Genomic DNA, 23,854 nt, shown 5'->3' with positions numbered 1-23,854 from the left:
GCTTTTGGGCATCATCGGCATTCCATTTGTGGGAATGGGGGCGATCCTATTGCTGTGGGACACGGCTGGCAGTGCTTTTCTGACTGGGGCCGATCTCGCTGCACGGCTTGTGGCCGTTGCAGCGATCGTGGGCGGCACTTTCTTTGGCTTCTGTGCTCATATCGAAGCTGACTATTGGCGTGCGGCGCTGATCGCGGGCGGTGGCCTGGTCATAGCTGTCGGCGCCTTGGCGCTCGTATAGAATTCGGTCAGGATGCCGATACGTTCAGGGCGTTCTGGAGCGCAGCAATGCTTTCGACGACATCCTCGAACGCGGGCGCCGCGCCGAAGATCATGCCCGTCATCGCGCGATAGTCACGGCGCAAATCATCGACCATGTCGCCCTCGGGGCACAGCGCGAAGCTTCCAGGCACGGCGGTCGCGAGATCGAAGGCGGGCCGGTTGAAGAACAGCCTGGCATGGGCGACGCAATCACGTCCAAGCGCCGGATCAGCCAGCGCGCGCTTGCCCGCGTCGGATTGCAGCAGCTCATAGAGGTCATAATAATGGCGCGACACGCGCTGCCCGTTGCCGCGCAGGACGCCGCGGATCTCGAACCAGCGCCGCAGGCCGTGGAGGATGACCACCTTGTCCCAGAACGTCCGTTCCGCATCGACGATCGTGATATTGGTGATGGCCAGATCGATCCCCGGCACGTCGTTTTCGAGATAGGGCCGGACCGTATGTAATGCGTGGGGATCGAGCGCGGACTTCGCGCCAGACTCGATCTTCACCGCCTTACCGACATAGGCGTCGACAGGCGTGACCGTGGGATAGCGTAGATAAAGCGCCTGCGCGTCCTCGGGGTCCGGTTCGACGCGCCATTGCCCGATGGCGATGTTCAGGCGGTCTGCGGCTTCGCCAACGAGCGTGGCGAGCTGGTCGTGCAGCGGTCCTTGGATATGCGCCTCGCAGGCTTCGCGGATTGCGTCGAGCGCGGCTTGCCGTTTCTTTCCGCTCATCGCCTCGAGTTCGGCGATCGAGGCGGTCTGCCCGAGATCGTCGCGAAAGACGGTGACGTCGATATCCTCGGAGAAGCGCCGGATGAGCCCGAAGCCCTTCGACAGCGAGGTGCCGCCCTTGAACAGCAGGCGTGGACCTGGCGGCAATCCGTTGAACAAGGCGTCGAGCGTCCAGCAGACCCAGAAATCCTTTTCGACATTCTGGGGCGTGGTGCCGATGCGTTGCGCGGTCGTCGTGAACAGGCCGAGACGGGTCTCGTTGTCCGCGCTGATGATCCGGTCATAGTCAGGATTCATCATGCGGCCGATGCCTGGCTGGCCAGCAGTGGCTTGAGATACGCCTGCATCCATGCCGGCAATGTCGGTAGGCCATCGACCAGATCGTCGCGCAGGGTTTTGCCCTGTCGGGGGTCATGCAGCAGCGTCCTGAGCCGCCGGTGGACCATGGCATCGTCCTGACTATCACCGCCCATAGTATCGCGCAGCCAATGGAGTGCCTGGACGATACGCATCGCGGGCCGGCCCGCCCAGAAAAGCTTGCTGGCGGCGGTCAGGCGGAAGCTGATGGTGAGATGGCCGAGATGGATTGTCTTGAGGCGCGCATCGGTATGAACGACGATCCTGGCCGGGACTGCATTGGTGAGGCCCAGATCATTGGCGGCGGTCATGCCGTCGACCAGCACCCGGATCTGATCGCGGCGGGCGACCGCATCGATGACCTCGCGCGGATCAGGCGGGCTGCTTTGCTGGGTCAGGCTGTTGCGCCCTGGCTTGTCGTAGAGGCCGCGGTCGATCCGGCGGAGCATGTCGGCGGTCACAAGGCGTTGCAGTGTCTTGTCGACCGCATCGCGGCTGCCCAAGTCAAGGAAATCCCCAGGCGTCCACACCGCTTTGGGCGCGCGCGCGTCGATCCGCTGGAGAATGGCGGCTTTGAGGTCGGGAGCATCAGTGGCCATGTCCGAAATATCTATACAAATTTCGGACAAAAGTAAATCGAACCCGTCCGAAATTTGTAGACAGATTTCGGACAGCACTTTCGGCTTGCCCTTTGCGATCTGTCAGCGGCAATGGCCTGCCGCATAGCGCTGCCATCGCAGCACTGTGCCCGTCGCGATCATCGCGCAGCTCAGGTCGCCGATCCCCGGCGCAGAACACCAGGCCCCGGTGCGATCCCCTTTCGCGTTGCCGGTTGACCGGCATTGGAGCCTCGGGCCAGAGACAAGGATATGGCCGGTGCCGCTTCGGCCCCTGGCGCCGCCAAGCAATCGGACCAGCGCGTCCCGCGCGGCAATGCCGCTGGCGCGCGGGCAGGGTTGTCCCCGCCGGCATGAGCCGTCGATTTCGCGTGCCGCTATTCCGCCAAGCCGAATCCGTGGTCCCTCCCGGCACCAGACCGGTCCATCGCCGTCCCACACCCTGATGGGCGTGCAGATGAATGTCTGCCCGGCGGGTACGGTCGCGACAGCGAGAAGCAAGGCTATGAGCATAAGCGATGGGACCGGGACGAGGCGTTCGTCATGCGTCGGGGAAAAGCGGCAATGTCCCCGCCATCACGGCGGGCTCGTCGGCGAGAATATCATAACAACGCAAACGGACCGCCAGATGCCGGGCCAGCTGCGCCACCGCACGCCGCCGTGCGGCCGCGTCACCGCAGCGAATATCCGTCACCAGTGCCGGTTCGGCGGTTGCGAGCGACACCTCGAGATGGAGGTCAGGCTATCTTCATCGACTCGGAGCATGAGAGGAACATAGAACAAAAAAAGAACATACGGCAAGAGGTCACCCCCTATCCCGGCCTGCCGATCATCTTGGCAAGCGACTATAGCCATGTCCTGGCCGACGAAGGAGCCAGCGGGTTCGCGCTGCTCAACAAACCCTATTCGATGGATGAGCTCTCCAGCATCCTGCGCAAGACCGCACGATCTGCGCAAGGGCCGACCCAGGAGGCATTCTAGCAGGGTCGGTGCGAAGCCCAAATCCTGGCGTCAGGCGGGTCCACCCCGCTCTTTGAGGCGCAATCCTTGGTCCGGCCGGAGGCCTTATGCGATCAACCCGTAAAGGGTCCGGTCGCTTGCGCTACGGCTTTTTGGCCGTTGGCAAAAAAGTGATCGCGGCCACCGGCCGAACACATCGGGCGCCAGTCGAGCGGGGATGAACCCGCCGGCTTGGCAAGGAGCCTCGATATGTTCACCGACATCAAGATCGCCCGCCTCCACGCGCTCGGCCTCTCCAGAACCCTCATGATCGCAACAATGGTTATCGGCATCGGCACGCAGTTCGCGGTCATCACAGCCGATGAGTTCGATGGCGACGTCGCAGTCATCAATGAATATGATCCGTTCAGCTGAAACCTTCAGGCGGGGGCATTCGCCCCCGCCCTTATTGTGCGAGTGCTGATTGGACGATCTTACCGAGGAAGCGAGCCCGCATTTCATCCACTCGACCCTGCGTGAGCGCATCGTGGAGCATGTCTTTGTCGGGGACGCGCTGCGCCGCCTGTGGCAACTGGGTGTGACCGACGTCGAGGTGCTGCGCTCCGAATTCGACGCGGGCGGTTATGATCTGGTCATGGCCCGCGGCCGCGTGACCCGCCATATCCAGTTCAAGACCAAAATCGTCGGCGGCAAGACCGATGAGGTCAAGATCAGCCTCAAGCTGATGGAGAAGTCGAGCGGATGCGTCATCTGGATCGTGGTGACGCCGGACCTCCTCTTCGACCATTATCTGTGGTTCGGCGCGGGGCCAGGCGAGCCTTTGCCGGACATCAGTCCGTTTGCCGTCGCCAAACATAGCAAGGGCACGGCGGAGGGCGAGAAGAATGAGCGGCCGAACCACCGCAAGGTGCGGATATCGAGGTTCGAGAAGGTTTTTAGCTTGGACGAGATATTGAGTCGATTGTTCGGTGATCTGGGTGATGCAAAAGGCGCTTGAGCGGTCGGGGCGGCTCCGGCTGCGCCGGACCGGGCTCTAGGCGAAACGCCCCGAGCCCCGTGCCGGGTCTCGGCCCATGCGGGTCACGATCCCTGCCGTGGGGCAGGCCGTCAACGGCGCCCTGGACCGCGCAGGTCTGGGGCATTCGCGACAGGGGCTGGTCGCCCATGGGCGAGATGCGCTGGCGGGCATAGGCTCAGCCCGTCGCGCAGCGTCGCGGCGTCGAGCAGGATCCGCCACGGTTCGCCGTGCCGCCGAGCGGCAAGGTAGAAGGTCGCGCCATCGCACGCGACCATCCGGCATCGTTCCTGGCGATCGATCAGCGAAGCACTTGCGCCATAGCGGGCGACCAAATCGTCCAGATCGGCGCGCATCAGGGCGCCGCAGCGGCGGCACTGGGTGCGAACCTGGATCTGCAGCCGCTGCATCACGCCCACGCTCGATGTCCAGCGTGGCCAGAGGGCAATGATCCGGGCGGTGTCTGTCATGATCGAGGGGATAGCGAAGCCCTCGGTCGCGCGTCCAGCAGCACGTCCGAAAAGTCGGCCATGTCGTTCCATTTTCCCTATCACCGCTGCACCGATGGTTCCTTTCTGGCTTGGCGTCCTCGCCGCGGCACTTGCCAGCGCAAGCCCGGTGCCGGGCTTCTCCACATCCGTTGCGACCCTGCGGGTGCGCGGGCGCGCTATGCCCCGGCGGTCCGGTCGCCTGTCGAAAGGCCCCGATCGGCGGGGTCTGACACAGATCAGGAAGTCGAACGACATGGCCGACCCCCAGAATGACAAAGCCGTATCCGCAGACCAGCGCGTCGCGACTATCGCGCGGCTCAATGATGCCCTGCGCCAGTCCATCCATAACCCGGGCGTCAACCAGGTGGTCATGACCGCCGGGGTCGCCGAGCTGATCGGCGATACCAGCCTGTTTCGCGGGTTCCAGCGTCGCGCCGAATTGCTGCGCACCGTGCGCGACTATGACGCCTTTGGTCCCGACGTCGATCCCCATGGCGAGCGTGATTTCGGGCGCTTCGAATTTGCCGGCGAAAGCCTGTACTGGAAGATCGACTATTATGATCGCGCGCTGACCTATGGATCGCCCGATCCGACCGATCCGGAAGTCACCACCCGCGTGCTGACGCTGCTTCTCACCCACGAATATTGAGCTATCATGGCCCCGACCCTGTCGGGGCCACCTTTTACCGAAAGGATTCGCAGATGAGCGAGCCCGTCATCCAAGCCCTCGACCGGCTTTTCGATCTGGCCGCCTCGGACACGGGGCAAGCGCGCCGCGCCGCCAACTTCCTGCTCGCTTGGTGGAATGCGCAGGACAATGGCGGGTTCGATCTTGCCGACCTGTTCGGTGTCGACCGCGAAGTTGCGGCCGACATGGCCGTCGTGTTCGTCTATCTAGGCGGTCATCACGGCGCGATCTATCCCGACCAGCTCGGCTATGAGGACAAGATCGTCGCCCTGGTCCACCAGTGGCGGTTGCGTGAGCCTGCCGACTGACCAGGGCGTCAGCTGCGAGCGCTGATCGCGTCGCGCCAACCGAGCCCGCTGGAGCTGCCTCCGGGCTGCGCAAAATGTCTCACCGAGCGATGGTGACCCCGGCCATCCCCCTGACCGGGGGGATAGCCGAAAAGTCTGCTTGAGCAGACTATCGTCGGTGCCGCCCAGACATTCCATCGGGCCTTGCTCCCGGCACGAGAGGGGAGGCTGCGCGGCGAGAGCGGCCGCGTTTTGCTGCGCGGTGAGGGGACCGACCGGTTTCCCTGGAACATGCCAAGGAGACCCACCGTGGCCGACTATTTTTCGCGTCATCCAGACCATGCGTTGCTGTTCGCATTCGTCTGCTTCGTCATCACCGTCTACCTGTTCCGTTATGTCGGACCCGGCATCGGCGGCGGTGGCGACTGGTCGTCGCGCGAGCATTATGAGCGCAACCTGCGCGATGGTCCGCGCGACTATGAATCCTGACGGCGCGGCGCCGATGCGAACGATCGTCGTCAGCCTGCTCAAGGGCGGGGTCGGCAAGACCTTTCTCGCAACGCACCTTGCCTGGTATCTTGCCGAGCAAGGCGGCAACCGGGTCGCGTTTCTCGACCTCGATCCGCAGGGCAGTTCCACGCGCCGGCTCGCCAGCGAGCGGACCGGGTGGTTCGCAGCGGACCTGTTCGATCCCGAGGCGCGGCTCGACCTGAGCGATGCGCCCGGCATCACGGTTTTCGCCGCCGATCCGCGCTTGCAGATGGTCAAGGCAGCCGCGGACGTCCGCGATTTCCTCGGCCGGTTTCCCGCGCTTGGTGCCCATTTCGATCATATCGTCATCGACACCGGTCCCAAATGGGATGAGCTCACCTTGAGCGCGATGGCGGTGGCCGACGCGGTGATCGCGCCGGTTCAGGTCGCCGAGGATTCGATCGAGTGCGCCAAGATGCTGCTCACCGCGCTCAAAAAAGCGGAAGGGGCGAGAGGCGGGCGCAAAGTCGATTTTCTCGGGCTGTTGCCCTCGATGGTCAATCCGTTCGACCGGCGCGAAATGGACAATGCGGTCAAGCTCGCCCGCGCCGTCGGCGAGAAACTGATGTTTCCTGCCTTCATCAAGGCCCGACCGACCTACAAGCATTCGGCCGAACAGCATCATCCGGTCTGGCGCGAAACCGGCAGCGGCGCGAAAGCGGCGGCCGACGAAATCCGTCCGATCCTGGCCGAGATCGTTCGCCGGATGGATGACCGTCGCCTGAGTGCGGCGTGATGGGCAAGTTCGATCAGCGCGCCGAAGAGTTCGGGCTGCTTGTCGGTCTCCACGACAGTGCGCGGCGCGTCGAGGATCTGCCGCTCGACTGGATCATCGCCGACCCCGAAAACCCACGGCGCGTGTTCGACGAGACCGAGCTCAAGGATCTTGCCGCTTCGATCGCGGCGCGCGGCGTCCTGCAGCCGATCATCGTCGCCCCGAAAAATGGGGACGGGCTTCATGTCATCCGCGTCGGCGAGCGGCGCTATCGGGCATCGCGCCTTGCGGGGCGCGAGACTATTCCGGCGATCGTGATGGCGGTGGTGAACCGGGCCGACACGCTCGCCGACCAGATCGTCGAGAATGATCAGCGAGCGGGTCTGACCCCGCATGATCTGGCGACCGGCATCGAACGGATGCTGGCGGCCGGCGTCACCCAGGCGGAGATCGCCCGCGCGCTCGGCCGGTCGAAGCAGTTCGTATCGCTCTACGCCGCTTGTGCCGATATGGCGCCCTGGTTGCGAGCAGCGATCGATCAGATGCCGATCCGGTTGCTTTACGATCTGCACCGCGCTGCCCGCACGCATGGCGACGCGGTGCGCGCCTATGTCGAGCGGCTCGGCGACGAGAGCGTGACCCTGGCGGAGGGCGGCCGGTTCATCGCAGGGCTCAAGGCATCCGAGGCTCTGCCTGATACCGGATTGAGTGACGTGCCTGCCCAGTCGAATGGGCAGGGCACCGAGCGCGCTGCGCCAAGCAGGCCGGTGCGTGCCGGGGCCGGTTTGCGGTCGATGTTCGGCACGGAGGTGTCTTTGCAGCCCCGGCCCCTTGATGCGGTTCGGGTGACATTGGGCGGGCGGACAGGACGTTTGGTCTTGCCCGAGCGGGTCCGGGTGGTGTTCGACGACGGCGAGGAGATCGAAGCGCCCGTTGCCGATATCGTTATGGGGTAAACCATCGGCGGGGCGCTCACTCGTTCACCCCTCACTCCGCGTAGAAACGATCGAGCTTTTCACACAATTTTGACAGCCGCGTCCCTTCTTCAGGGGCGTGGCTGTCTTCATTTTCGCGGATCGGGCGGATTGGATCGCTCGGAAATATTCTGCTTTTCTGTAGATGTCAGGTCGGGTGAGATGCCTGGCTAGAAGACGGGCGGAGTCTGCTTGAGCAGACTATAAGACGAGTGGTTTTAGGTGAGGGCCGGATAGGCTTGGCGCCGTCATTGTTAAACAATAGCAATGGGGTGTGGCGTTTTTTGGCCTCCGTCTGCCCGATGATCTCGCGGCGCGCTTCGATGCTAGGGCGACTGCCGCCGGCGGTCGCTCAGCGCTCCTGCGCAAGCTGATCGACGATGCGCTTGAGGACGCCGGGGACAGGTCGAGTGAGACGGCTTCGCCTCGGACCCGCACGACTGACCGGCTGCAGCTTCGGCTGTTGCGGGAGGATATTGAGCGGCTCGATGCGGCTGCCGATGCGCGCGGGCTAAAACGGACCGAATGGCTCGTCATGCTGTTGCGTCGGCGGCTTCATACACATCCGCTTCCACCGCGCGCCGACCGGGTACAGATCGCGCAGTCCTGGCGCGAGCTCAACCGGATCGGCATCAATCTCAACCAGGCGGTCCATGCCCTTCATGCCGCGACCATGGTGGATTCGCGTCTCGATCTGGCGCGCGAGGCCGCGCGCGTCGCCTCCTTCCGCGACGAGGTGGCCGACCAGCTGCGCGCGCTTGGCCACGCTCTCAAAGGGGACCTGACCTATTGGGATACGCCCGATGACTGAGGATGATGATGGCGTCCTGCCGCTCCCCAGTCTGATGGAAGCCTGGCGACCGCCGACCGGGGGCAAGCGCAGCCTGCGCGGGGGGACGCTGCGGATCCGTTCTGGCGGTGGCAAGGGCAGGGGCGGAAGCGCCGCTGCGCCGATGTTGTCGCCGGCCGAGGCGCGCGCCAAGCTTGAGCGGATCGTGCGCAAGGCCCCAGAGGTCATGGTCAAGATCTCGGGCAAACAGCGTGGCGCCAGGCATCTTGCCGAGCATTTTGGCTATATCTCGCGGCATGGGAAGCTTGAGGTTCGCAGCAGCGAGGGCGAGATCATCACCGATGAGAAGCGGTTGAAGGCGATTGCCGCCGACTGGGACATGCTCGATCAGGCGATGAACGCGCATGGCAAAGACCGTCCGACCTCGATGTCGATGGTGTTGTCGATGCCCGGCGGTACAACCGATGCCGCGACCATCCATGATGCCGTCCACGCGTTCGCGCGCGTCGAGTTTGAAGGGCAGTTCAGCTATATGGTGGCGCTCCACACCGACACCGCTCACGCCCATGTCCATCTGACCGTCGCGACTCAGGGTGCGGACGGGGCGCGGTTCAATCCGCGCAAGGCCGACCTTCATCATTGGCGCGAAAGCTTCGCCCATGAATTGCGCCAGCGCGGTATCGCCGCCGAAGCGACGCCGCGCCGCGCGCGCGGCCACGTCCAGAAGCGGGTGCGCTCGCCGGCGCACCATCTGGAGGCACGGACAGCGGGGCAGGGGAGGGATTTGGATCTCAACCGGCTGATCGAAGAGCGCGCGCAGGCGTTTGCACGGTCACAGAATCCGGAGCGGCGAGTGGAGGACGTGCTGGCGCTCGGCCGCCAGAAGCAGATCCGGGGGGCTTACGCAGAGGCCGCGGCAGCGCTGGCGGCAACCGGGAAGGACGAGGATCGCGCGCTGGCAGAGGATATCGCAGGGTTCGTGGCCGATATGCCGGCGGCGGTGTCGCGGCGGTTGGAGCGGGCGCGGGAGATCATGATGGCAGATCGGGCGAAGGGTTCGGCGGGCAGTCGTTCGCGCGACACCGATAAAGATGTTGCTGAAGGCCAAACGCCGATCCCGATTGAACGAAAGCCTCGGGACCGCGATCGTTAGCAAGTGGCTAGTTAATAAGATGGTAAGCCAAATCGGGTCGGTCTTCGTCGAGACAACAATGTAAGCGGGCAACAGGCCTTTTGCGCGGCAGCCATCGACCCAGCCCGGCCAGTTGGCGACCGAATATTGCCTTAAACTACTGCATGTCGGCTATCCAATTCTATGCTTGAGTAGCGATTTTCGCCGTCATAAAGCTTAGGCGGGCGACTAAGCTGCGGCGACGATTACAAACGCAGCTTGCAATTCATTGCCGTTCTGTTTGATCTTGGGGCGTATGCCCTGCTATCGGCGCACAGCCAATCGAGATATTCGCACGTCTCTCCTTTGCGCTCTCGACCGTATGCCTTAGGAGGTGGGAGCAGGTTTGGGGGGATAGGTTTGTCGGAAACATCGTCAACAGCGACTTGGGTTCGATTCCTACGGAATTATGGCCCCATTCCTACCAACGACAACATGTATGATGAATCGATTCAGCGGGCTCTGAAGCGGCACAAGATCACGCCGATTACGCTCCCGGCGCAGTTTCTCCCGGCCTTGCTCGACAATTTTCAAAGCGACACCCCTCTCTCGCAGATCATCACCGGCACCGCTGGCGACGGCAAAACCTATCATTGCCGCGAAGTTTGGATTGCGCTGGGCGGCGACGCTGCGGTTTGGAACCAGGGTGCGAAGATCCAGCGGCTTGCCCTCGAAGGTCGGACGCTCGTGATCGTCAAGGATCTGAGCGAGTTGATGGACGATGAAGGTGCCGAGCTCATCGAGGCTTTCGCGCGCGACGTAATCGATCCGGCATCATCGACATTTTACCTGCTCGCGGCCAATCACGGTCAGCTGCTGGAGAAGCTCAAGACAGCGCCCGACACCCCCACCGTCAAACGCCTAGCGACAGTGGTCGAGGATCTGCTCGTCGTCGGGAAGACCTCTGATGTCGGAATGCGGCTGGAACTGAAGGATCTGAGCCGCGCGCCTGCCGCCAAGATGACGGCTGACATCATCGAAGCAATCACGACCCATGAGGGATGGGTTGGCTGTGCGAGTTGCCCTTCACAAGCCGAGGGTCAGGTTTGTCCGATCCTCGAAAATCGCCGCAGGCTTATGGCGGAGGAAGAGAGCGACCCGTTCCAGCGCCGCCTCACCGCGCTGATCGAACTGAGCGAGCGCAATGGCGGCCACTTTCCCGTGCGCCAGCTCCTTGCTTTGGTTGCCAACAGCCTGCTCGGGCACCCGGCAGCGCGCGACGGACTCATGTCTTGCGCCGATGTGCCCGGCATTCAGCAAAGCGGACGCGCCGATCTCGCCAGTGTCTACCGGAACATCTTCGGCGAGAATCTCAAGCAGAGCCGCGCGGAGAAGACCGAGCTGTTTAAAAAGCTCAACCTCTTTGGGATTGGGGCCGAAACCAGCAATCGGGTCGACAACCTTCTGGTCTATGGCGCTGACGATCCGGCCCAAGCCGAACCCTATGCCGCCCTCGTTTTGAGCGATCCGATATACGGCGCCACGCCCGCTTTCGCGCAGGCTCAGCGCGCGTATCTGGAAGGCGATGAGGGAACCGATCGGAGCCAATTCCTCGCGGCCTTACGGGCTCAACGACAGCGGCTCTTCTTCACGCTGCCCGATGCCCTGGCCGAGAGTTATCAGCTCTGGGATCTGACGGTGTTTCGTTTTGCAGGGCTCTTTCTCGAGGTGGCCGATAAGCTCGCAGCGAAGCAAGCGCTGCCGAGACAGGCCCTGGGTCAGGTCGTGCGAGGGCTCAATCGCATCTTCACCGGCATGCTCGTCCAGAATCAGGATGAGCTCGTCCTGGCTACGTCGGGGAGCTATTCGCAATCAAAACGCAGCCCCTTGCTGGATGAGTTGATCTCCGTCCCTCGCGCCGCGGGAGAGGAAGTCAATCTTGTCGCGGACGGTGCCGGTGGGTTTGGCGTGTCGGTCCGCCTCGTTCGTGGAAACGAGATCCCACTGGTGGTGCTGGCGCTCTCACCGACGCGGTTCGAATTTCTGGGTCGCGTCGCGGAAGGCGCGCTTCCCAGCAGCTTTTCGCTCGAATGCCATGAGGATCTGCTCGCGTTCAAGGCGCGCCTGCTGCGCGAGACCGAGAAGCGACGGGAACTGGATGGCGATGATCAGGCGGTCGATGGCGAGCTTGTTTTGCGTTTCATCGAACTTGGGGGAGACGGGCGTGCCATCCAGCGCCGCGTGATGGTGCGGGCATGAGCATGGAAATTCTGAACCGCCCGGTCCTGTTTGAGGACAAGTCCGGCCCGCAAATGTGGGTGGATGAGGCGATCTGGGGTCATCGTCTCCATGACGAGCAATCGCCTTGGCTCACCTTCATGGAGTTTCTCACGGTGCTGCTGGCCGAGCATAACTCCGGCCGAGCACTTGATGAGGGTGCCCTCAACAGCCTTTCCTACCGGCCGCAGGTGCAGCTGAAGCTGCGCAATCTCATCTTCAACAACCCGCACATTATGACGGTCGAGGCCGAGACCCGCTCCGACGAGGCGGCCTGGGCACTTTGGCTCGAGAAAATGGCGCAGAGCGCGGGCGGCCTTGAGCATCCCGATTTTTCTTATCTGCGTGAGCGTTTCGAGCAGTTTCAAGACTTCGCTGCGGTCGTGAAATTCCTCCAGGGTTCGGCCATCGAAGGGACCAGCAATAAGCGCTGGAGTTCCAAGTTCGTCTTCCCCTTCGGCCCCAACGCGCTTTACGAGGACGTCAGCGTCAGCGCGAAGGGCGGCATTTCGACCGACCGCCGCTTCTTCGCGCGTACCGGGGAAATCCTCTACTTGATGCTGTGCCGGAGCAGCCGTTCCGCCGAGTTACGCAGCAAGCTGGTCGAGCGCTTCCTTGAAAATGCGGCGCCCTATGACGGCATGGTGCGTGCGCTGCAGGGCGAACCGCAATTGGCCCGTGCCGAGCGCGGGGGGGCATTCCTCCCTTGCTCGACCCATCCGATCTTCGACCGGCTGACAGAGGATTGGCTGGCAATTCTCGCCTTGCCCATCCCTGCCTATGACGCAATTCCCCACCTGGTGTCGGTCACTGGTCTCAACATGATCCTCTACCAGCTCGACCGCTCGCGCGAGGTGCTCGACCGCGACCCGATCACAATCGTGTGCGAGATCGTTTCTCCGAAGAAGTCGGTTGTGCGCGATCTTTCGGCCGACTCTTTTCAGCACAATAATATGCTCCCGCAACAAGCACTCGAACGGTACATTCGCGCTGCGACCGAGACGCCCGAGTGGCAGGCCGCCGTTGCGTCGGACGAGCCGCTGCTCAACGCGGCGGAAATTCTCAAGAAAGCCTTCGACTGGCCCGATCCGGACGATAGCGAAGATATTGCGGGCGCGCCCGACAAGTTGGTCACAAAGCTGATCGATCGTGCCGTCACGCGCCACAAACAGCATGTCGGCAAGGTTCATGCGACTTGGGCACGCGCGATTGGGCTATCGTCGCGCCGCTCAAGCCGCCGCGTTCGCTATGCGCCAACTGACCGCCTGCTCAAGACGCTGGTCGTCGCCTGTGTCGACCGTCGTATCGAGTTCAAGGACTTCCTTGCGCGCCTTTACGATCGGTACGGGATCGTCATCGGCGATGGGCAGGCGCGCGGTCTGATCGCGAGCGGGAATGCCGATCAGGAGGACTTCTCCGACAATGCCAGGCGGCTCGAAGAACGGCTTGCGAGCCTTGGGCTGCTCAAGCGTCTATCGGACTCCTGCGCCTATGTCGAAAACCCATTCCAGCGGACCGAGGCGGCGTGAAACCATCAGAACTGATCGGCGCCGCAGGCGCCACATCATTGCGGCTCCGGCTCGACGCGATCGCCGAGGATGACGGTGTGGCTCGCTTCCTGCTCGACCGTCTGACCGGCGAGCAGGTCGCCGCCATTACGATGGCGTTGCTCAAGGATCCGACGACCGATCTCCGCCTGAAGATCGCGATTCCACGGAGCTTGGTTGCCGCCTACGATTTGCCCCAGCATGTCGTGACGGACGAACGGACGGTCGCGATCCGCAATGCGGAATGTGACAAGCCGGCCCTTCTCCTCGCCAATACCGACGACGATCAGGGCGCCTCGCTGCAGGATGTGACGCTCCTCGGTGCCAAGCAACTGACCGAAGATCCACAGCCGTGGGTCGATGCCGCCTGTGCGGGTCTGGGGTTGCCGGACAGCCAGATTGGGGCCTGGAAGGCGGCGCTGCGTGGGCTCAACGAAGCTGACGATTGGACGCTTCACCAGATTTCCCATTATGTTGCGCTCACGCGTCAATGCATCGAGGAGCAGTCCAAGCCCGTCTCGGAAGCCTTGGGTTGGGCGCTGCCGGCGCTCCATCTTCCGCGCGACAGCGGCTATTTCCTAGGCCTGCGGGAAAAGGATCTTGAGCAGTTCCGCCGCTGGAAGCGGCTTTACGAAAAACTCGTCAGCGACCGGAAACCGCTCCTCGCCAAGCAGCGCTCCAACCGGCAGATCATCGAAAGCGAAGAGCTTCGATCCCAGTTCGAGCAGGTCCGCGATGACATCATCCCTGCAGCTTATGAGACGATTGAGGCCTTCATCGACGCCGCTCCGAGCTGGGGAGCCGAAGCCGAGGCCTTGTCGACCTTCGAGTGGGAGGCCGAGAATATCCTGCAGTTGTTCTCCGGCTTGAAGCAGAAAAAGACGACCCTCCCCGAGGAGACCGTCACCTTCTTCGAGTTCGAGCTGCCGGGCCGGTTGAGCGATGCCGATATCGAGTATCTCAAGGTCCTCAAAACGCGCTCGCTCAAGGAAACCCGCGACGACGATCGCGAGTTTTTTGAGAATCATCGCGACGATCTCGTGCAGGACAAGGCGCTCCGGGCGAAATGGGAGCGCTTCATCTTCGGGCGCCCGATTGAGTGCAGCGATTTCGCCGACGGCCTGTTGCGCGCGATTGAGCGTTTGTTCGGCCAGGTGACGCCCTATGGCAACGCACGGAAGCTGACGATCAGATCCTCCCGGCGCAGTCGCGCCCAATGGCTCGACGTCAATGCCGATGTCGGCCTGGCTTTCGGCCTGCGCTATCGCGGCCTGAAACCGTTGATGGGCGCGGCCGTAACGTGGGACGTGCCCTATCTATTTGAATATGAGGCGCTCCTTGAACGCGCCAAGCGCCGCAAGAAATACAGGGCCAACGTGTCTGTTTCGCGCGCGAGCTTGCAGATCAAGTTCGACATCGTTCTTGAGGTGGGCACTGGCGCAAGCGCCGAACGTGCCGTCGTTCAGCTTGTCTGGCAGGCGCAGCCCAATGCGATTGGTCTCGAATTGCCGAGCGATCTCGCCCGGTTGCTCAAGCGGCCGCTGATGCGAACCAATGTCGCCCGGCTCGCGGTCAGCCACAAAGGGGCGCTGCAGTCAGTTTCCCTCGCAGACGTCGGCACATTGCAGCCCGCTTTCGGGCAGGACGCGGGATCGCTGGTCCCGCGCACCAATGCCGGTGAGGACGTTGGCAAACTCTTTCCGAAGCAACTCAAGATCGCGGTTACTGCCGGGCGTATCACCGCGGAGGGCGGTCGGGCGATCGGCGCGGCCTGGGAGGCATTTGCCGAGAAATATACCGAAGCCCTGACCGCTTTGCAGAGTTCCGGCTACGCCTCACCTGTTCTTCTTGAACAGGTCGAAGCTTATGGAGCGCTGCTTCGCAGTCTGGGTGTCCATGCTGGTGGCGATATCAACCGGCGCGACCTGTGGGAGCCGATACTCGGCATCGGGGCCGTGATGGTGACCGGCGCTGCCCTCTCTGCCATCATCGCGCCATGGCATCCGATGCGTCTTGCCGGAACAGCGGTGAAGACCCGGTCGCTAACCGGCTTGGTCGACTACCTCTTGTCTGACGTCGAAGTGAATTTCGGCGATTCGCGGCTCTTCTTCTCGGACCTTCGGGAGGAGCTCGCTCATCCGCTCTATCCAGAAATCGCTGTCGGGTATGATGGCACAGAGCCGGTTCTTCTTGCGGAGACGAGCACGACGAATGACTATTCGTTGCTCGAACGCCCGGTGCGCGACCCTTCCGAGGCGTCCACCGATGTTGATCCGGCTGAAGCCTCACGCCAGATTCGTGGGCTCCTAGAACGCTATCTCGACCTTCAGCCGCACGAACGCTCCAATCTCAGCATCATGCTGTACAATTGCGACGCCGCAGGCCTACCGCTTGCCACCGTCAATGCGTTGAGTTCGGTGCAAGATCAGGACGAAGTTCATTGCAACGTCCTTGTTCGGCATCGCGATCGATCGAAGCTCGGACATGTCTATGGCGAGCTGCTCGACCGGTCCGAAGGCGACCCTGACGCTGTCGTAGTCAGCGAAACATCACGCAACTTCATGTCGAAGCTCCGCATCGGCGTCATGCTCGATAGCGGCGGCGCGGGCGGCGACGGCAAGACGCGAGAGATCGATGTCGCCTTCCTCCATGACGTTGTCTCACGCCAGGCGCGAGAGGCCTGGTTCCCCGTCCCGGCCGAAGCCCACAATCCCGGCTTACTGGAGCATGTACCGGCGCGTTGGTCTTATCGGCGCGTGACCGCCGAGGACGAGCTCAAGGCCACTAGCTATTTGACGTGTCCGCGTCAGCCTGATGCGGGTTGGGCCTATGTCGACGCGGTTGCGGGAGTCATTCGTCGTCAGTCGCATGGCGTGAATGAGCACTATCTTCCGGCCCGGCAAATTTCCTTTCAGGACCATGGCCTCAAGTCGATGTTCGATGAGGTCCATGCGCTTGCTGAATGGGTCGCAACCTATGATGACCTGCTCGACAAGCGGCAGCTCGCTGCCCAGGGCATCAGCGTCATCCGCTACCGGCGTCAGCGCACACACGGCCGCAACATGGTCGTTTCATCGACGTCCGAATTGCGAATTCTTCATGTGCTCGTTCGGCGTCGCCTTACCGAGCTGTCGCTCGGCCTGAGCGACGATAAGTTGTCGGCACTGGCGCGGCGTATGATCGACGATGCCGCTGCCATCTCTGGCGATATCGTGTTGCGCGCTGCCAAGCGCGGCGTTTCGGCGGGCGAATTGATCGGGCTCGTGCTCAGCCGTGCGCTGGTCGCGGAGGAACTCGGCGGCAATGCGACCGTGGCCTGGTTCCTGCTCGACGATTATGCCGAGTGGCTCGGCCAGCGCGAAGAAGGGATCGCCGATATCCTCGCGCTTTCGGTGGCGCCAGCGCCGGACGGCAACGCAACGCTGCGCGCGATCGTTACCGAAGCCAAATATGTCGACGCGTCGGGACTTGCCGAAGCGTCACGCAAGTCACGCCAGCAGCTGCGGCATACGGTCACGCGTATGGACGACGCCTTATTTGGCGACCCAGGTCGGCTCGACCGCGACCTTTGGCTTTCGCGGATCGCCGACCTTCTTCTCGACGGCACCGCTGCGCTGGGACAGGCCGCGCTGCTCGAACGGGTTCGTGATGGCATCCGCCGCGGTTCGGTCCCCATTGATCTGCGCGGCTACTCCCACATTCTGGTATCTGGTCCAGCGGACGATGGGAGTTCGCTCGGAGAGCAGGACCCGATCACCGACATCGCCAACGGTTTGCAGGAGACGTTCACTCGCGAGGGCCTACGGCAACTGATCAAGGCCTATGAGGCTAAGACTCCGCTGGGCAGCGTCCGCTCGGCGCTCGGAGAAATCCATCTCTGGGATAAGGCAAGTTATCGGGATCCGGCACCGCGCGTTGACTGGACCAAGGCGATCGCCATCGATCCTAAGGCCGCTCTGCCGACACCGATCATAAGCGACATCAGCGATGACGACGATGATGACGACGGTGATGGCGGCATTTCGTCGGGATCGGTGCCGAAGCCGTCTCCGCAATCTGGGCCTGCAATGTCCGTCTCGCCGAGGATGGCATCTGACGAAGACGACGCTTCGCCGATCTCTGAACCGTTCGTAGCGTCGGAGGTGGAGGAACAGGCCGTCGAAAGCGCGACGGAGCCGGTCGCCGGTCCTCCCCCTATTCCGACACCGAACGTAATACAGGTGCCGGCCGCTCAGTCGCTTGAGGCGCTGATCCAAAGCAATGCCGAGCGGTCGCATGAGGATTCAGCGGAGGAACAGGCCTGGCTTGAACAGACGGCGCAGAAGCTGCGGACTGCGCTTCTTGGCTACACCCTCCAGGCAAAGATTGTCGGTACGAGGCTGACGCCGAACGCCGCCCTTATTCGCTTCATGGGCAGTGACCGACTGCGGGTCGAAGATATCGAAGCTCGGCAATCGGCCTTGTTGACGACGCACGGGCTGCGCCTGATTTCCATTTCCCCCCTTCCCGGCGAGATCGTGGTGGGCGTGGCGAGGCCACAGCGGCAGATCGTTTCGCTGTGGGATGTGTGGGCGCGCCGGGAGATCAATCGGAACCCCGCCGGGGTCAATACCTCCTTCGTGCTGGGCCTGAAGGAGCTCGATGGCGAGATCCTTTATCTCAACCTCGGTGGCGCCTTTGGCGGCGGCCAACCGCACGAGCCACACACGCTGGTCGCCGGCGCGACCGGTAGTGGCAAATCGGTGCTGATCCAGGCGCTACTGCTGGATATAGCTGCGACCAATCCCAGCGCGCTTGCGCATATTCACCTGATCGATCCGAAAATGGGTGTGGATTATGCGGCAGTCGAGCGGCTCCCCCATCTGCAGGGCGGAGTCATTGTCGAGCAGGGTCAGGCAATAGAGGTAATGGAGGGGCTCGTCGCCGAGATGGAGCGACGGTATGAGCTGTTTCGTGTCCATGGCGCGCGTGACATCCGGGCCTTCAATACCAAGGCCGGCCCGTCTGACCGGCTACCGCTCAAATTCCTGGTCCATGACGAGTTCGCTGAGTGGATGCTGACCGAGGATTATAAGGCGGCGGTGACCGCCAATGTTTCCCGGCTCGGGGTCAAGGCGCGCGCCGCGGGCATCCATCTGATCTTCGCGGCGCAGCGCCCGGATGCGAACGTGATGCCGATGCAGTTGCGCGACAATCTCGGCAACCGGTTGATCCTCAAGGTCGCGAGCGTCGGCACATCCGAGATTGCCTTGGGGGTGAAAGGCGCGGAGCAGTTGCTGGGTCTTGGCCATCTCGCGGCCCGCCTGTCGGGCGAACCCGGCATCATCTATGCGCAGGCACCATTCCTGTCGGATGACGACATCGAGCGTGCTGTCGATGCCATAATCGTCAATGACGGGCTTAGCGGATGACGGCGCTACTTATGGCAGATGACGCAGCCGCCAGCCGCTTCATCGATGCCATAGACATCGTCGATCGTCTCCGATGCGCGCGCTGACAGGGGGTTGATCCTGCGGTTGCGCCGGAGCCGTTCCCGCCGCTTGTCATAGTCGAGCTTGATCTGATCCACTCTCTTGGGTTCGATCAGCTCGGTTAGACTTTCGCCCTGGCTCCATGTGAAGGGAGACCCGTCTTTGAGCGCCGTCTTCTCATAGTCGACCGCTTCGGCGAAGCGCTGCGGGTGGTGTTCAGCCAGCCTGACCCATTCGATCTTCTGCTGAAAGAAGCAGAAGGTGCAGCCCGATCGGGACCGCCAGCCATAATAAGCCGGCTCGCCAACGTCGGCTTGGCTGAGGATCTCGATTACACCGGCCCGATCGATCCCGGCATCCCGCAGCGGTAGATGTACCTTCATATTCGTGTGGGTCGACTGATAGCCTTCGCGGCTCGGCTCGTCGGACCGGATCGCAACGTAGGAGTGTACGGTGATACCTGCATCCAGATCGGCGCGCAGCCAATGTTCGAGTGGGCGCAATTTGAGTTGCCGCGTGCACCAGCGGGTGCGCGGCGACGGGAGAAAATTACCATATTCCGACAGCCAGAAATCGAAGTCGCGATCGGGGTTTAGCCGCTTGATCGGCTTGCCGAGAAACCCTTCGAGCTTGTCGAGAAACTCGTAGACCTCCGGCAGTTCCTTACCGGTGTCGGTGAAGAAATATTCGATCGGAAGGGCGGGATGATATTGCCTCATGTAGACCGCGAGCGCGGCACTGTCCCGGCCCCCCGAGATTCCCAATATATGTCGCTCTTGGGTCATGCCGCTTCCGCCTCTTCCCGGTCGTCTTCGCCAGCGAGGCTCGCGACGGCCCGGGCGAGAGCCGCCAACTGCATCCGCCGATCAGCGCGATCAGCGCCCAAGGTCGCGAGGACACGATCGGCAAGGCCTGCCGCAGCTGTTTTTTCGACGTCGGTCAGGACGAAACTACGCATCAAGGGCGGGGTCAACGGATCAAGCCCAACCACGAGCGCGAGAGCCTCAGTATGCGCGCCCCGATCGCGAACGACCGCTAGCGCTTCGAGTTCACGGAACCGGCGGCCATAACGCGCGACTTCGGTCAACGCCTGTTCGCGGTCACGATCCGACCAGCCGTGCGCCGGGCGATGGAGCAGTATGCTGACCAGGCCCTCGATATCGCCGCTACCCGCTTCGATCGCCGCGGCGCGATCGGCGAATGCTTCGAAATTATAGTCATTGGTGAGCCCATGGGTGATGGCCGCGCGCTCGCCCATACCGGTGAAGGTGAGCGGATCGACCCCGAGCGAACGGGCCAGCGCCGCGCGGAGTTCGTCGAGAAGGGCCGGGTAGCTCGCCTCGCACTCGGCCAGCGCCCCAACCACCAGATCGGGCGTCAGCCGATCGCCGAAAGCAGCGGGCAGATCGTCGAACAGCATTGCTTCGGGATCGGTCGACTTGAGCACGACCCGCCGAACAAGCCGAGTGTCTTCACTCAGCCGATTGGTTCGTGCTGCGAAGGTCGGCAACGCTTCGAAGCGCTGATAAAGGGCTTGGGCGACGGGAAGGGACGCACCATCATGATCGACGCCAAAGTGGCGGGCAAGGCCGCTCAGGAAGGCAGTCTCGCGTACAGAGCGGTCGATTTTGCGAAGCCTGAAGTCGGCGGGGCGCTGCAGAAGCTTGTCGACGATGACATCGTCGATCGCGGTCTGAAACACGCCGTCGATGTAGACGGCCACTGTATCGCGCTTTGCCAGCATATAGGTAAGGGCCAGCACCGGCATCACCCCGGCCTTGATACCGTAAGGCGGCTTTGCCCAGCGCGCGTAGACTTCCTCCAGATTTTGGTCGCCTGCCGTATCAATCAGCGCCCACGCCGGCTGAAGCGAACGACCCTGCTCGCTGTCGTCAGGGGGCGCAAAATCGAACCGACCGGGTTCGATCTCACGGTGGAGACCGAACGGCTTCACGACGGTGAGGTAGAGGCCGAGTTCAGCGGGATAACCCGTCATGCCAAGATCGGAGGTGCCGAACCGGCTGACCATCGCGTGGGCAAGATCACGCAGTGCCGCCATCGAATTGGATGATGGGCGGTCGCGCTGAAGTAGCTCGCTCTTGAGGATTGGCGCGTCCGGATAGCCTGCGTCAGCCAGGGCGCTTGCGATCAACGCCAAGGGCTCGCGCAAGGCCTTGCCGGGCTTGGGCGAGAGGATCCACTTGGCACTTTCGAGCGCGGCCTCAAGCGTGCGATGCAGGACGTCGATGCACTGCGATTGCCGGGCGGCGATCTCGCGCCGGGCAATCCGATCGCCCTCCAATTGGGGATGATCCCGGAAAACGCGTTCGACCGCGATCAATTCCGCGGCGCTGGCGCGGAGCGCGAAACTGTCGGTAGCGCCACCCACCGCGATGACGCGCCCGCTTTTCGTCAATCGTTTGGCGATCGCCTTACAAAGTGGATCGACCTCGCCCTTACCGATCGAGCCGTCGCTTAGGACCAGCGCCAATGTACCGCTACCCCGCGCCGGCTTCGCCAGAATGTCAGCCGCGACGCTCTCTGCCGTGTCGCTTGCGCCAACAAGTTGAAGGGTGATCTCGAACGTCCTCAGCGCGCCTGTCAGGAAATAATGCCGCTTCGCGGTCGCAAAGCCGAGGCCGACCCGCTGCGGGATGCCTTCTAGCTGGGTGGTGTCGATCGGCGTGACCGATCGACCGATGGCCTCTTCAAGGTCGAAATCGCTGCCTGCGAAGAGAGCGTAGCCCTTCAGCCGCGGTTGGCGGATCAGGACTGCCCAGTCGAGCAGGTCAGCGATCGCGTCGCGGCGCTGGTCGGCCCCGATCCCGGGGACCGCCTGCGCTAGGATATCGTCCGCCAAGGCCAACCCGGATCCGTTGCGGAAAAACTCGATGACGGCAGCGGCCTTGGTCAGCGCGACATGGGTATCGCCGCCTTTGACCGCGGCGCGCTCGATAGCCTCGAAGGCGAGACTGAACCGGTTGCCGTCATTGCCGCCGGCAAGCGCCATTCCAAAATTGGACGCTAGGTAATCCCAGAGACGCGCCGGATCATAGGTGGCCTCTCCGGCCTCCGTGGCCTGCAGAAACTCTTGGAAACCGGCGGGTTCTGCCGAACTGAGGAATCCGAAGACGCTTCGCTCATTCTGCGCGAAACGGGCACGTGATACCGGTCCTAGCAGCAGCGCGGTGACGGGGTTCAGCGGCCAGGTCGCCGCTAAGGCCTCAGTCAGAGCATCGACTTCGGTAGGCCGGCGCAGCGCCACAGCCTGCGCGACGTCACGCGCGCTGGCTTTTGTTATGTCGGGATGAGCCGTGCAGGAGATTGCGCGGCCAAGCAGCGCGACAGTCTCATCGGCGCCACTCAAGAACGCGATGTCGTGGAAACGGCCCTGCACCTTCGCCCATTCCTGGCGAGCGTCTCGCGCGGCGCGGGCGGCATATTGCTCGAAGGACTGGTGTAGGATGCCGATGACGACAAGTCGGCCACCACTGCGCGATGCATGCTCGGCGATGTCCTGGAGTAGATGGATATCGCCCCCGTCGAGCGCTTCATGCTCGAGGAGCTTGCCGAGTTCGTCGAGCACAACCAGCGTTCCACTGCTGTGCGTCTCGCTCGATCGTTTGATCTGGGTGATCAGGCCATCGTCGCTGGAACCAGCGCTTTGCCTCGTCACTTCATCCCATTGGAACGTGATTGCGGCGGCGTCGGCAATGGCGTCGCGCAACCGCATCCGGCTCCCGGTCACTGCGACGACGTGCCAGGGACCGGAAGCCTCCGGGAACGCCTTCTGATAGACGGTCGTGAGCGCTTTGCCGGCGATCTTGCGCGCAATCTTGCGATTTTCGGGCGCACCAGCGATCAAATTGGCAACGAGCAGGGCTGCGCTCGATTTACCGCCACCATAGGGGCCGGTCCAGGTGAAGGCGCCCTGATGGCTCTCAATCTGGCTATCGGCGAGCGTCGTCAGGGCCTTGGCCACACTCGCTTGCATCACGTAGCCGACGAGAGGCGGTGTCCCGTTCAGATCGGCATCAATGCGCGCCGACCGAGCAAAGCGACGATCGATTTCGACGATTTTCGACAGCTTGGTCATGCCGCTTCCGCCAACGCGTGGCGCTGATACGCAAGCGCGGCTAGCTCCAGCGGATCGATCTCGGCGCGCCGCTGAATCTGGCGCAGGCCTGCGGTGTCGGTCCATTGCCACGCATCATCGGTAATCTCGTCGAGATGCATCAGCCGTGTGATCACGCTGTCTTCATCAAGCTTGAAGACCCGGCCTGGCGAACCGGGCGCATAGCAGATTTGTTCGGCGGTCAGCGCGGTCGAGCCGCCCTGTCGTTCCCAGAACTGCGCAAGCGCATAGGCAAAGACGCCATCGTGCAGGCTGGGCTTTGGTCCGCGCACGAATTCGTACCAGCCGCCAAGACGGGCTTCCCGAATGAGCCCGAGTTCAGCAAGCAAAGGTTCGGCCGCATCCTCATTCAGAGCATCGCCGCGACGGACATAACTGCGCAGGAACACTTCAACGTCGCGCTTCAGGGTGCCGCGTGTCGCCCGCCATCCGCGTGCTGTGACCAACGTCAATAGCTCCTCGATCAGCGTTGCCGGATCAAACTCAATCGCTGCGAGGGCATTGAAGGCATAATAGGCCGTGGTCGTCATGTGCGCGTCGCTGGCGATGTGCCAATGCGTCAGCCATACGGTTGAGGCTTGTTCGACATAGGGGTCGAACCCCTTGTCGGCGAGGACGAGTGCGCCGAGCGCGCTCGGCCTAATGTGCTTATCGCTCTCCTCGAAGAACCGCGAGGCGAGCGCCCAATAGCGGATCGAAGCGGCCATGTTGCGCCCTACGCCAAAGCGTGCGATAGCATCTTGTTCTTGAAATGTTCCAGATGGCGCCCCCTCCGCTACGGCATCGAATGCCTTCTTCAGCCATAGCAGGCGAAGCGGGAAGGTTTCATGTCCCGCGAACTGCCCTCTCGAATCATTGTCGAACGCGCCTTGTCTCATGAGAGAACG

20 protein-coding genes are annotated in these 23,854 nt (G+C 62.7%); 13 read left to right on the top strand and 7 right to left on the bottom strand.

Translation table 11 applies throughout. The features are described from left to right. Window positions 1–4: 4 nt before the first annotated feature. Window positions 5–241 (top strand): hypothetical protein, encoded by a 237-nt coding sequence (locus tag F9288_RS21510; RefSeq protein ID WP_174839289.1) that lies wholly within the window; start codon window positions 5–7, stop codon window positions 239–241. 7 nt (window positions 242–248) lie between these two features. On the opposite strand, the gene F9288_RS21505 is transcribed toward F9288_RS21510, so the two are convergent. The 3 genes from F9288_RS21505 to F9288_RS22285 are packed head-to-tail and all read right to left on the bottom strand — an operon-like array spanning window position 249 to window position 2,488. Further along, window positions 249–1,298 (bottom strand): nucleotidyl transferase AbiEii/AbiGii toxin family protein, encoded by a 1,050-nt coding sequence (locus F9288_RS21505; protein ID WP_174839352.1) that lies wholly within the window; start codon window positions 1,296–1,298, stop codon window positions 249–251. Further along, entirely contained in the window at window positions 1,298–2,035 is a 738-nt protein-coding gene (locus F9288_RS21500) for a DUF6088 family protein (protein WP_254621248.1), read from the bottom strand. Before F9288_RS21500 ends, F9288_RS21505 begins: the two co-directional genes overlap by 1 nt. A 24-nt stretch (window positions 2,036–2,059) precedes the next feature. Beyond that, the gene (locus tag F9288_RS22285; protein ID WP_254621247.1) at window positions 2,060–2,488 is read right to left on the bottom strand and encodes a thermonuclease family protein; all 429 of its coding nucleotides are present in this window, start codon (window positions 2,486–2,488) and stop codon (window positions 2,060–2,062) included. 321 nt (window positions 2,489–2,809) lie between these two features. Here F9288_RS22285 and F9288_RS21495 point away from each other — a divergent pair, with 321 nt between their 5' ends. The 3 genes from F9288_RS21495 (at window position 2,810) to F9288_RS21485 (ending at window position 3,932) form a co-directional block, all read left to right on the top strand. After that, entirely contained in the window at window positions 2,810–2,956 is a 147-nt protein-coding gene (locus F9288_RS21495) for a hypothetical protein (RefSeq protein WP_174839288.1), read from the top strand. Between the two features lie 228 nt (window positions 2,957–3,184). Further along, entirely contained in the window at window positions 3,185–3,349 is a 165-nt protein-coding gene (locus F9288_RS21490; protein WP_021243491.1) for a hypothetical protein, read from the top strand. Between the two features lie 49 nt (window positions 3,350–3,398). After that, the gene (locus F9288_RS21485) at window positions 3,399–3,932 is read left to right on the top strand and encodes a hypothetical protein (protein WP_174839287.1); all 534 of its coding nucleotides are present in this window, start codon (window positions 3,399–3,401) and stop codon (window positions 3,930–3,932) included. A 110-nt stretch (window positions 3,933–4,042) separates the two neighbouring features. On the opposite strand, the gene F9288_RS21480 is transcribed toward F9288_RS21485, so the two are convergent. After that, on the bottom strand, window positions 4,043–4,492 hold the full coding sequence (locus tag F9288_RS21480) for a hypothetical protein (RefSeq protein ID WP_254621246.1): 450 nt from the start codon (window positions 4,490–4,492) through the stop codon (window positions 4,043–4,045). A gap of 202 nt (window positions 4,493–4,694) precedes the next feature. On the opposite strand from F9288_RS21480, the gene F9288_RS21475 reads away from it, so the two are divergent. From F9288_RS21475 to F9288_RS21435, 9 genes are all read left to right on the top strand, one after another. Then, window positions 4,695–5,090 carry a DUF3768 domain-containing protein gene (locus tag F9288_RS21475; RefSeq protein WP_174839350.1) on the top strand — a complete coding sequence of 132 codons (396 nt, stop codon included), beginning with the start codon at window positions 4,695–4,697 and terminating at the stop codon, window positions 5,088–5,090. A gap of 53 nt (window positions 5,091–5,143) precedes the next feature. Beyond that, window positions 5,144–5,437 carry a hypothetical protein gene (locus F9288_RS21470; protein WP_174839285.1) on the top strand — a complete coding sequence of 98 codons (294 nt, stop codon included), beginning with the start codon at window positions 5,144–5,146 and terminating at the stop codon, window positions 5,435–5,437. Window positions 5,438–5,918: 481 nt separating this feature from the next. Beyond that, window positions 5,919–6,683: a ParA family protein gene (locus F9288_RS21465; protein WP_174839349.1), complete on the top strand. Its 765-nt coding sequence runs from the start codon at window positions 5,919–5,921 to the stop codon at window positions 6,681–6,683. Then, window positions 6,683–7,618, top strand: coding sequence for a ParB/RepB/Spo0J family partition protein (locus tag F9288_RS21460; RefSeq protein WP_174839284.1), 936 nt, complete (start codon window positions 6,683–6,685; stop codon window positions 7,616–7,618). The genes F9288_RS21465 and F9288_RS21460 overlap by 1 nt, the downstream gene beginning before the upstream one ends. 292 nt (window positions 7,619–7,910) lie before the next feature. Beyond that, window positions 7,911–8,447, top strand: coding sequence for a mobilization protein (locus F9288_RS21455; protein WP_174839283.1), 537 nt, complete (start codon window positions 7,911–7,913; stop codon window positions 8,445–8,447). Further along, the gene (locus F9288_RS21450) at window positions 8,440–9,579 is read left to right on the top strand and encodes a relaxase/mobilization nuclease domain-containing protein (protein WP_254621244.1); all 1,140 of its coding nucleotides are present in this window, start codon (window positions 8,440–8,442) and stop codon (window positions 9,577–9,579) included. The genes F9288_RS21455 and F9288_RS21450 overlap by 8 nt, the downstream gene beginning before the upstream one ends. Window positions 9,580–10,032: 453 nt before the next feature. Beyond that, window positions 10,033–11,796, top strand: coding sequence for a hypothetical protein (locus tag F9288_RS21445; protein ID WP_174839282.1), 1,764 nt, complete (start codon window positions 10,033–10,035; stop codon window positions 11,794–11,796). Beyond that, on the top strand, window positions 11,793–13,343 hold the full coding sequence (locus F9288_RS21440) for a hypothetical protein (RefSeq protein WP_368076242.1): 1,551 nt from the start codon (window positions 11,793–11,795) through the stop codon (window positions 13,341–13,343). Before F9288_RS21445 ends, F9288_RS21440 begins: the two co-directional genes overlap by 4 nt. Continuing rightward, on the top strand, window positions 13,340–18,772 hold the full coding sequence (locus F9288_RS21435; RefSeq protein ID WP_174839281.1) for an FtsK/SpoIIIE domain-containing protein: 5,433 nt from the start codon (window positions 13,340–13,342) through the stop codon (window positions 18,770–18,772). Before F9288_RS21440 ends, F9288_RS21435 begins: the two co-directional genes overlap by 4 nt. Before the next feature lie 5 nt (window positions 18,773–18,777). Here the strand turns inward: F9288_RS21435 and F9288_RS21430 are convergent, their stop codons facing one another. From F9288_RS21430 to F9288_RS21420, 3 genes are read right to left on the bottom strand one after another with little or no spacing between them, the layout of a single operon-like run. Beyond that, the gene (locus tag F9288_RS21430) at window positions 18,778–19,617 is read right to left on the bottom strand and encodes a phosphoadenosine phosphosulfate reductase family protein (protein ID WP_174839280.1); all 840 of its coding nucleotides are present in this window, start codon (window positions 19,615–19,617) and stop codon (window positions 18,778–18,780) included. Beyond that, window positions 19,614–22,928, bottom strand: coding sequence for an ATP-binding protein (locus tag F9288_RS21425; RefSeq protein ID WP_174839279.1), 3,315 nt, complete (start codon window positions 22,926–22,928; stop codon window positions 19,614–19,616). The genes F9288_RS21430 and F9288_RS21425 overlap by 4 nt, the downstream gene beginning before the upstream one ends. Further along, the gene (locus F9288_RS21420) at window positions 22,925–23,845 is read right to left on the bottom strand and encodes a DUF4007 family protein (RefSeq protein ID WP_174839278.1); all 921 of its coding nucleotides are present in this window, start codon (window positions 23,843–23,845) and stop codon (window positions 22,925–22,927) included. Before F9288_RS21420 ends, F9288_RS21425 begins: the two co-directional genes overlap by 4 nt. Window positions 23,846–23,854: the final 9 nt, after the last annotated feature.

The sequence above is a fragment of the Sphingomonas sp. CL5.1 genome (assembly GCF_013344685.1).
Lineage (GTDB): Bacteria > Pseudomonadota > Alphaproteobacteria > Sphingomonadales > Sphingomonadaceae > Sphingomonas.
The sequence above is the reverse complement of the archived record's forward strand: the minus strand, read 5'-3'. Positions and strand labels throughout refer to the sequence as shown.

Coding starts and splice junctions, on each gene's coding strand:
- F9288_RS21440 (WP_368076242.1), top strand. CDS start 11,793: ATGAGCATGGAAATTCTGAACCGCCCGGTCCTGTTTGAGGACAAGTCC.
- F9288_RS21465 (WP_174839349.1), top strand. CDS start 5,919: ATGCGAACGATCGTCGTCAGCCTGCTCAAGGGCGGGGTCGGCAAGACC.
- F9288_RS21445 (WP_174839282.1), top strand. CDS start 10,033: ATGTATGATGAATCGATTCAGCGGGCTCTGAAGCGGCACAAGATCACG.
- F9288_RS21475 (WP_174839350.1), top strand. CDS start 4,695: ATGGCCGACCCCCAGAATGACAAAGCCGTATCCGCAGACCAGCGCGTC.
- F9288_RS21430 (WP_174839280.1), bottom strand. CDS start 19,617: ATGACCCAAGAGCGACATATATTGGGAATCTCGGGGGGCCGGGACAGT.
- F9288_RS21480 (WP_254621246.1), bottom strand. CDS start 4,492: ATGGAACGACATGGCCGACTTTTCGGACGTGCTGCTGGACGCGCGACC.
- F9288_RS21425 (WP_174839279.1), bottom strand. CDS start 22,928: ATGACCAAGCTGTCGAAAATCGTCGAAATCGATCGTCGCTTTGCTCGG.
- F9288_RS22285 (WP_254621247.1), bottom strand. CDS start 2,488: ATGCTCATAGCCTTGCTTCTCGCTGTCGCGACCGTACCCGCCGGGCAG.
- F9288_RS21470 (WP_174839285.1), top strand. CDS start 5,144: ATGAGCGAGCCCGTCATCCAAGCCCTCGACCGGCTTTTCGATCTGGCC.
- F9288_RS21420 (WP_174839278.1), bottom strand. CDS start 23,845: ATGAGACAAGGCGCGTTCGACAATGATTCGAGAGGGCAGTTCGCGGGA.
- F9288_RS21490 (WP_021243491.1), top strand. CDS start 3,185: ATGTTCACCGACATCAAGATCGCCCGCCTCCACGCGCTCGGCCTCTCC.
- F9288_RS21450 (WP_254621244.1), top strand. CDS start 8,440: ATGACTGAGGATGATGATGGCGTCCTGCCGCTCCCCAGTCTGATGGAA.
- F9288_RS21460 (WP_174839284.1), top strand. CDS start 6,683: ATGGGCAAGTTCGATCAGCGCGCCGAAGAGTTCGGGCTGCTTGTCGGT.
- F9288_RS21505 (WP_174839352.1), bottom strand. CDS start 1,298: ATGAATCCTGACTATGACCGGATCATCAGCGCGGACAACGAGACCCGT.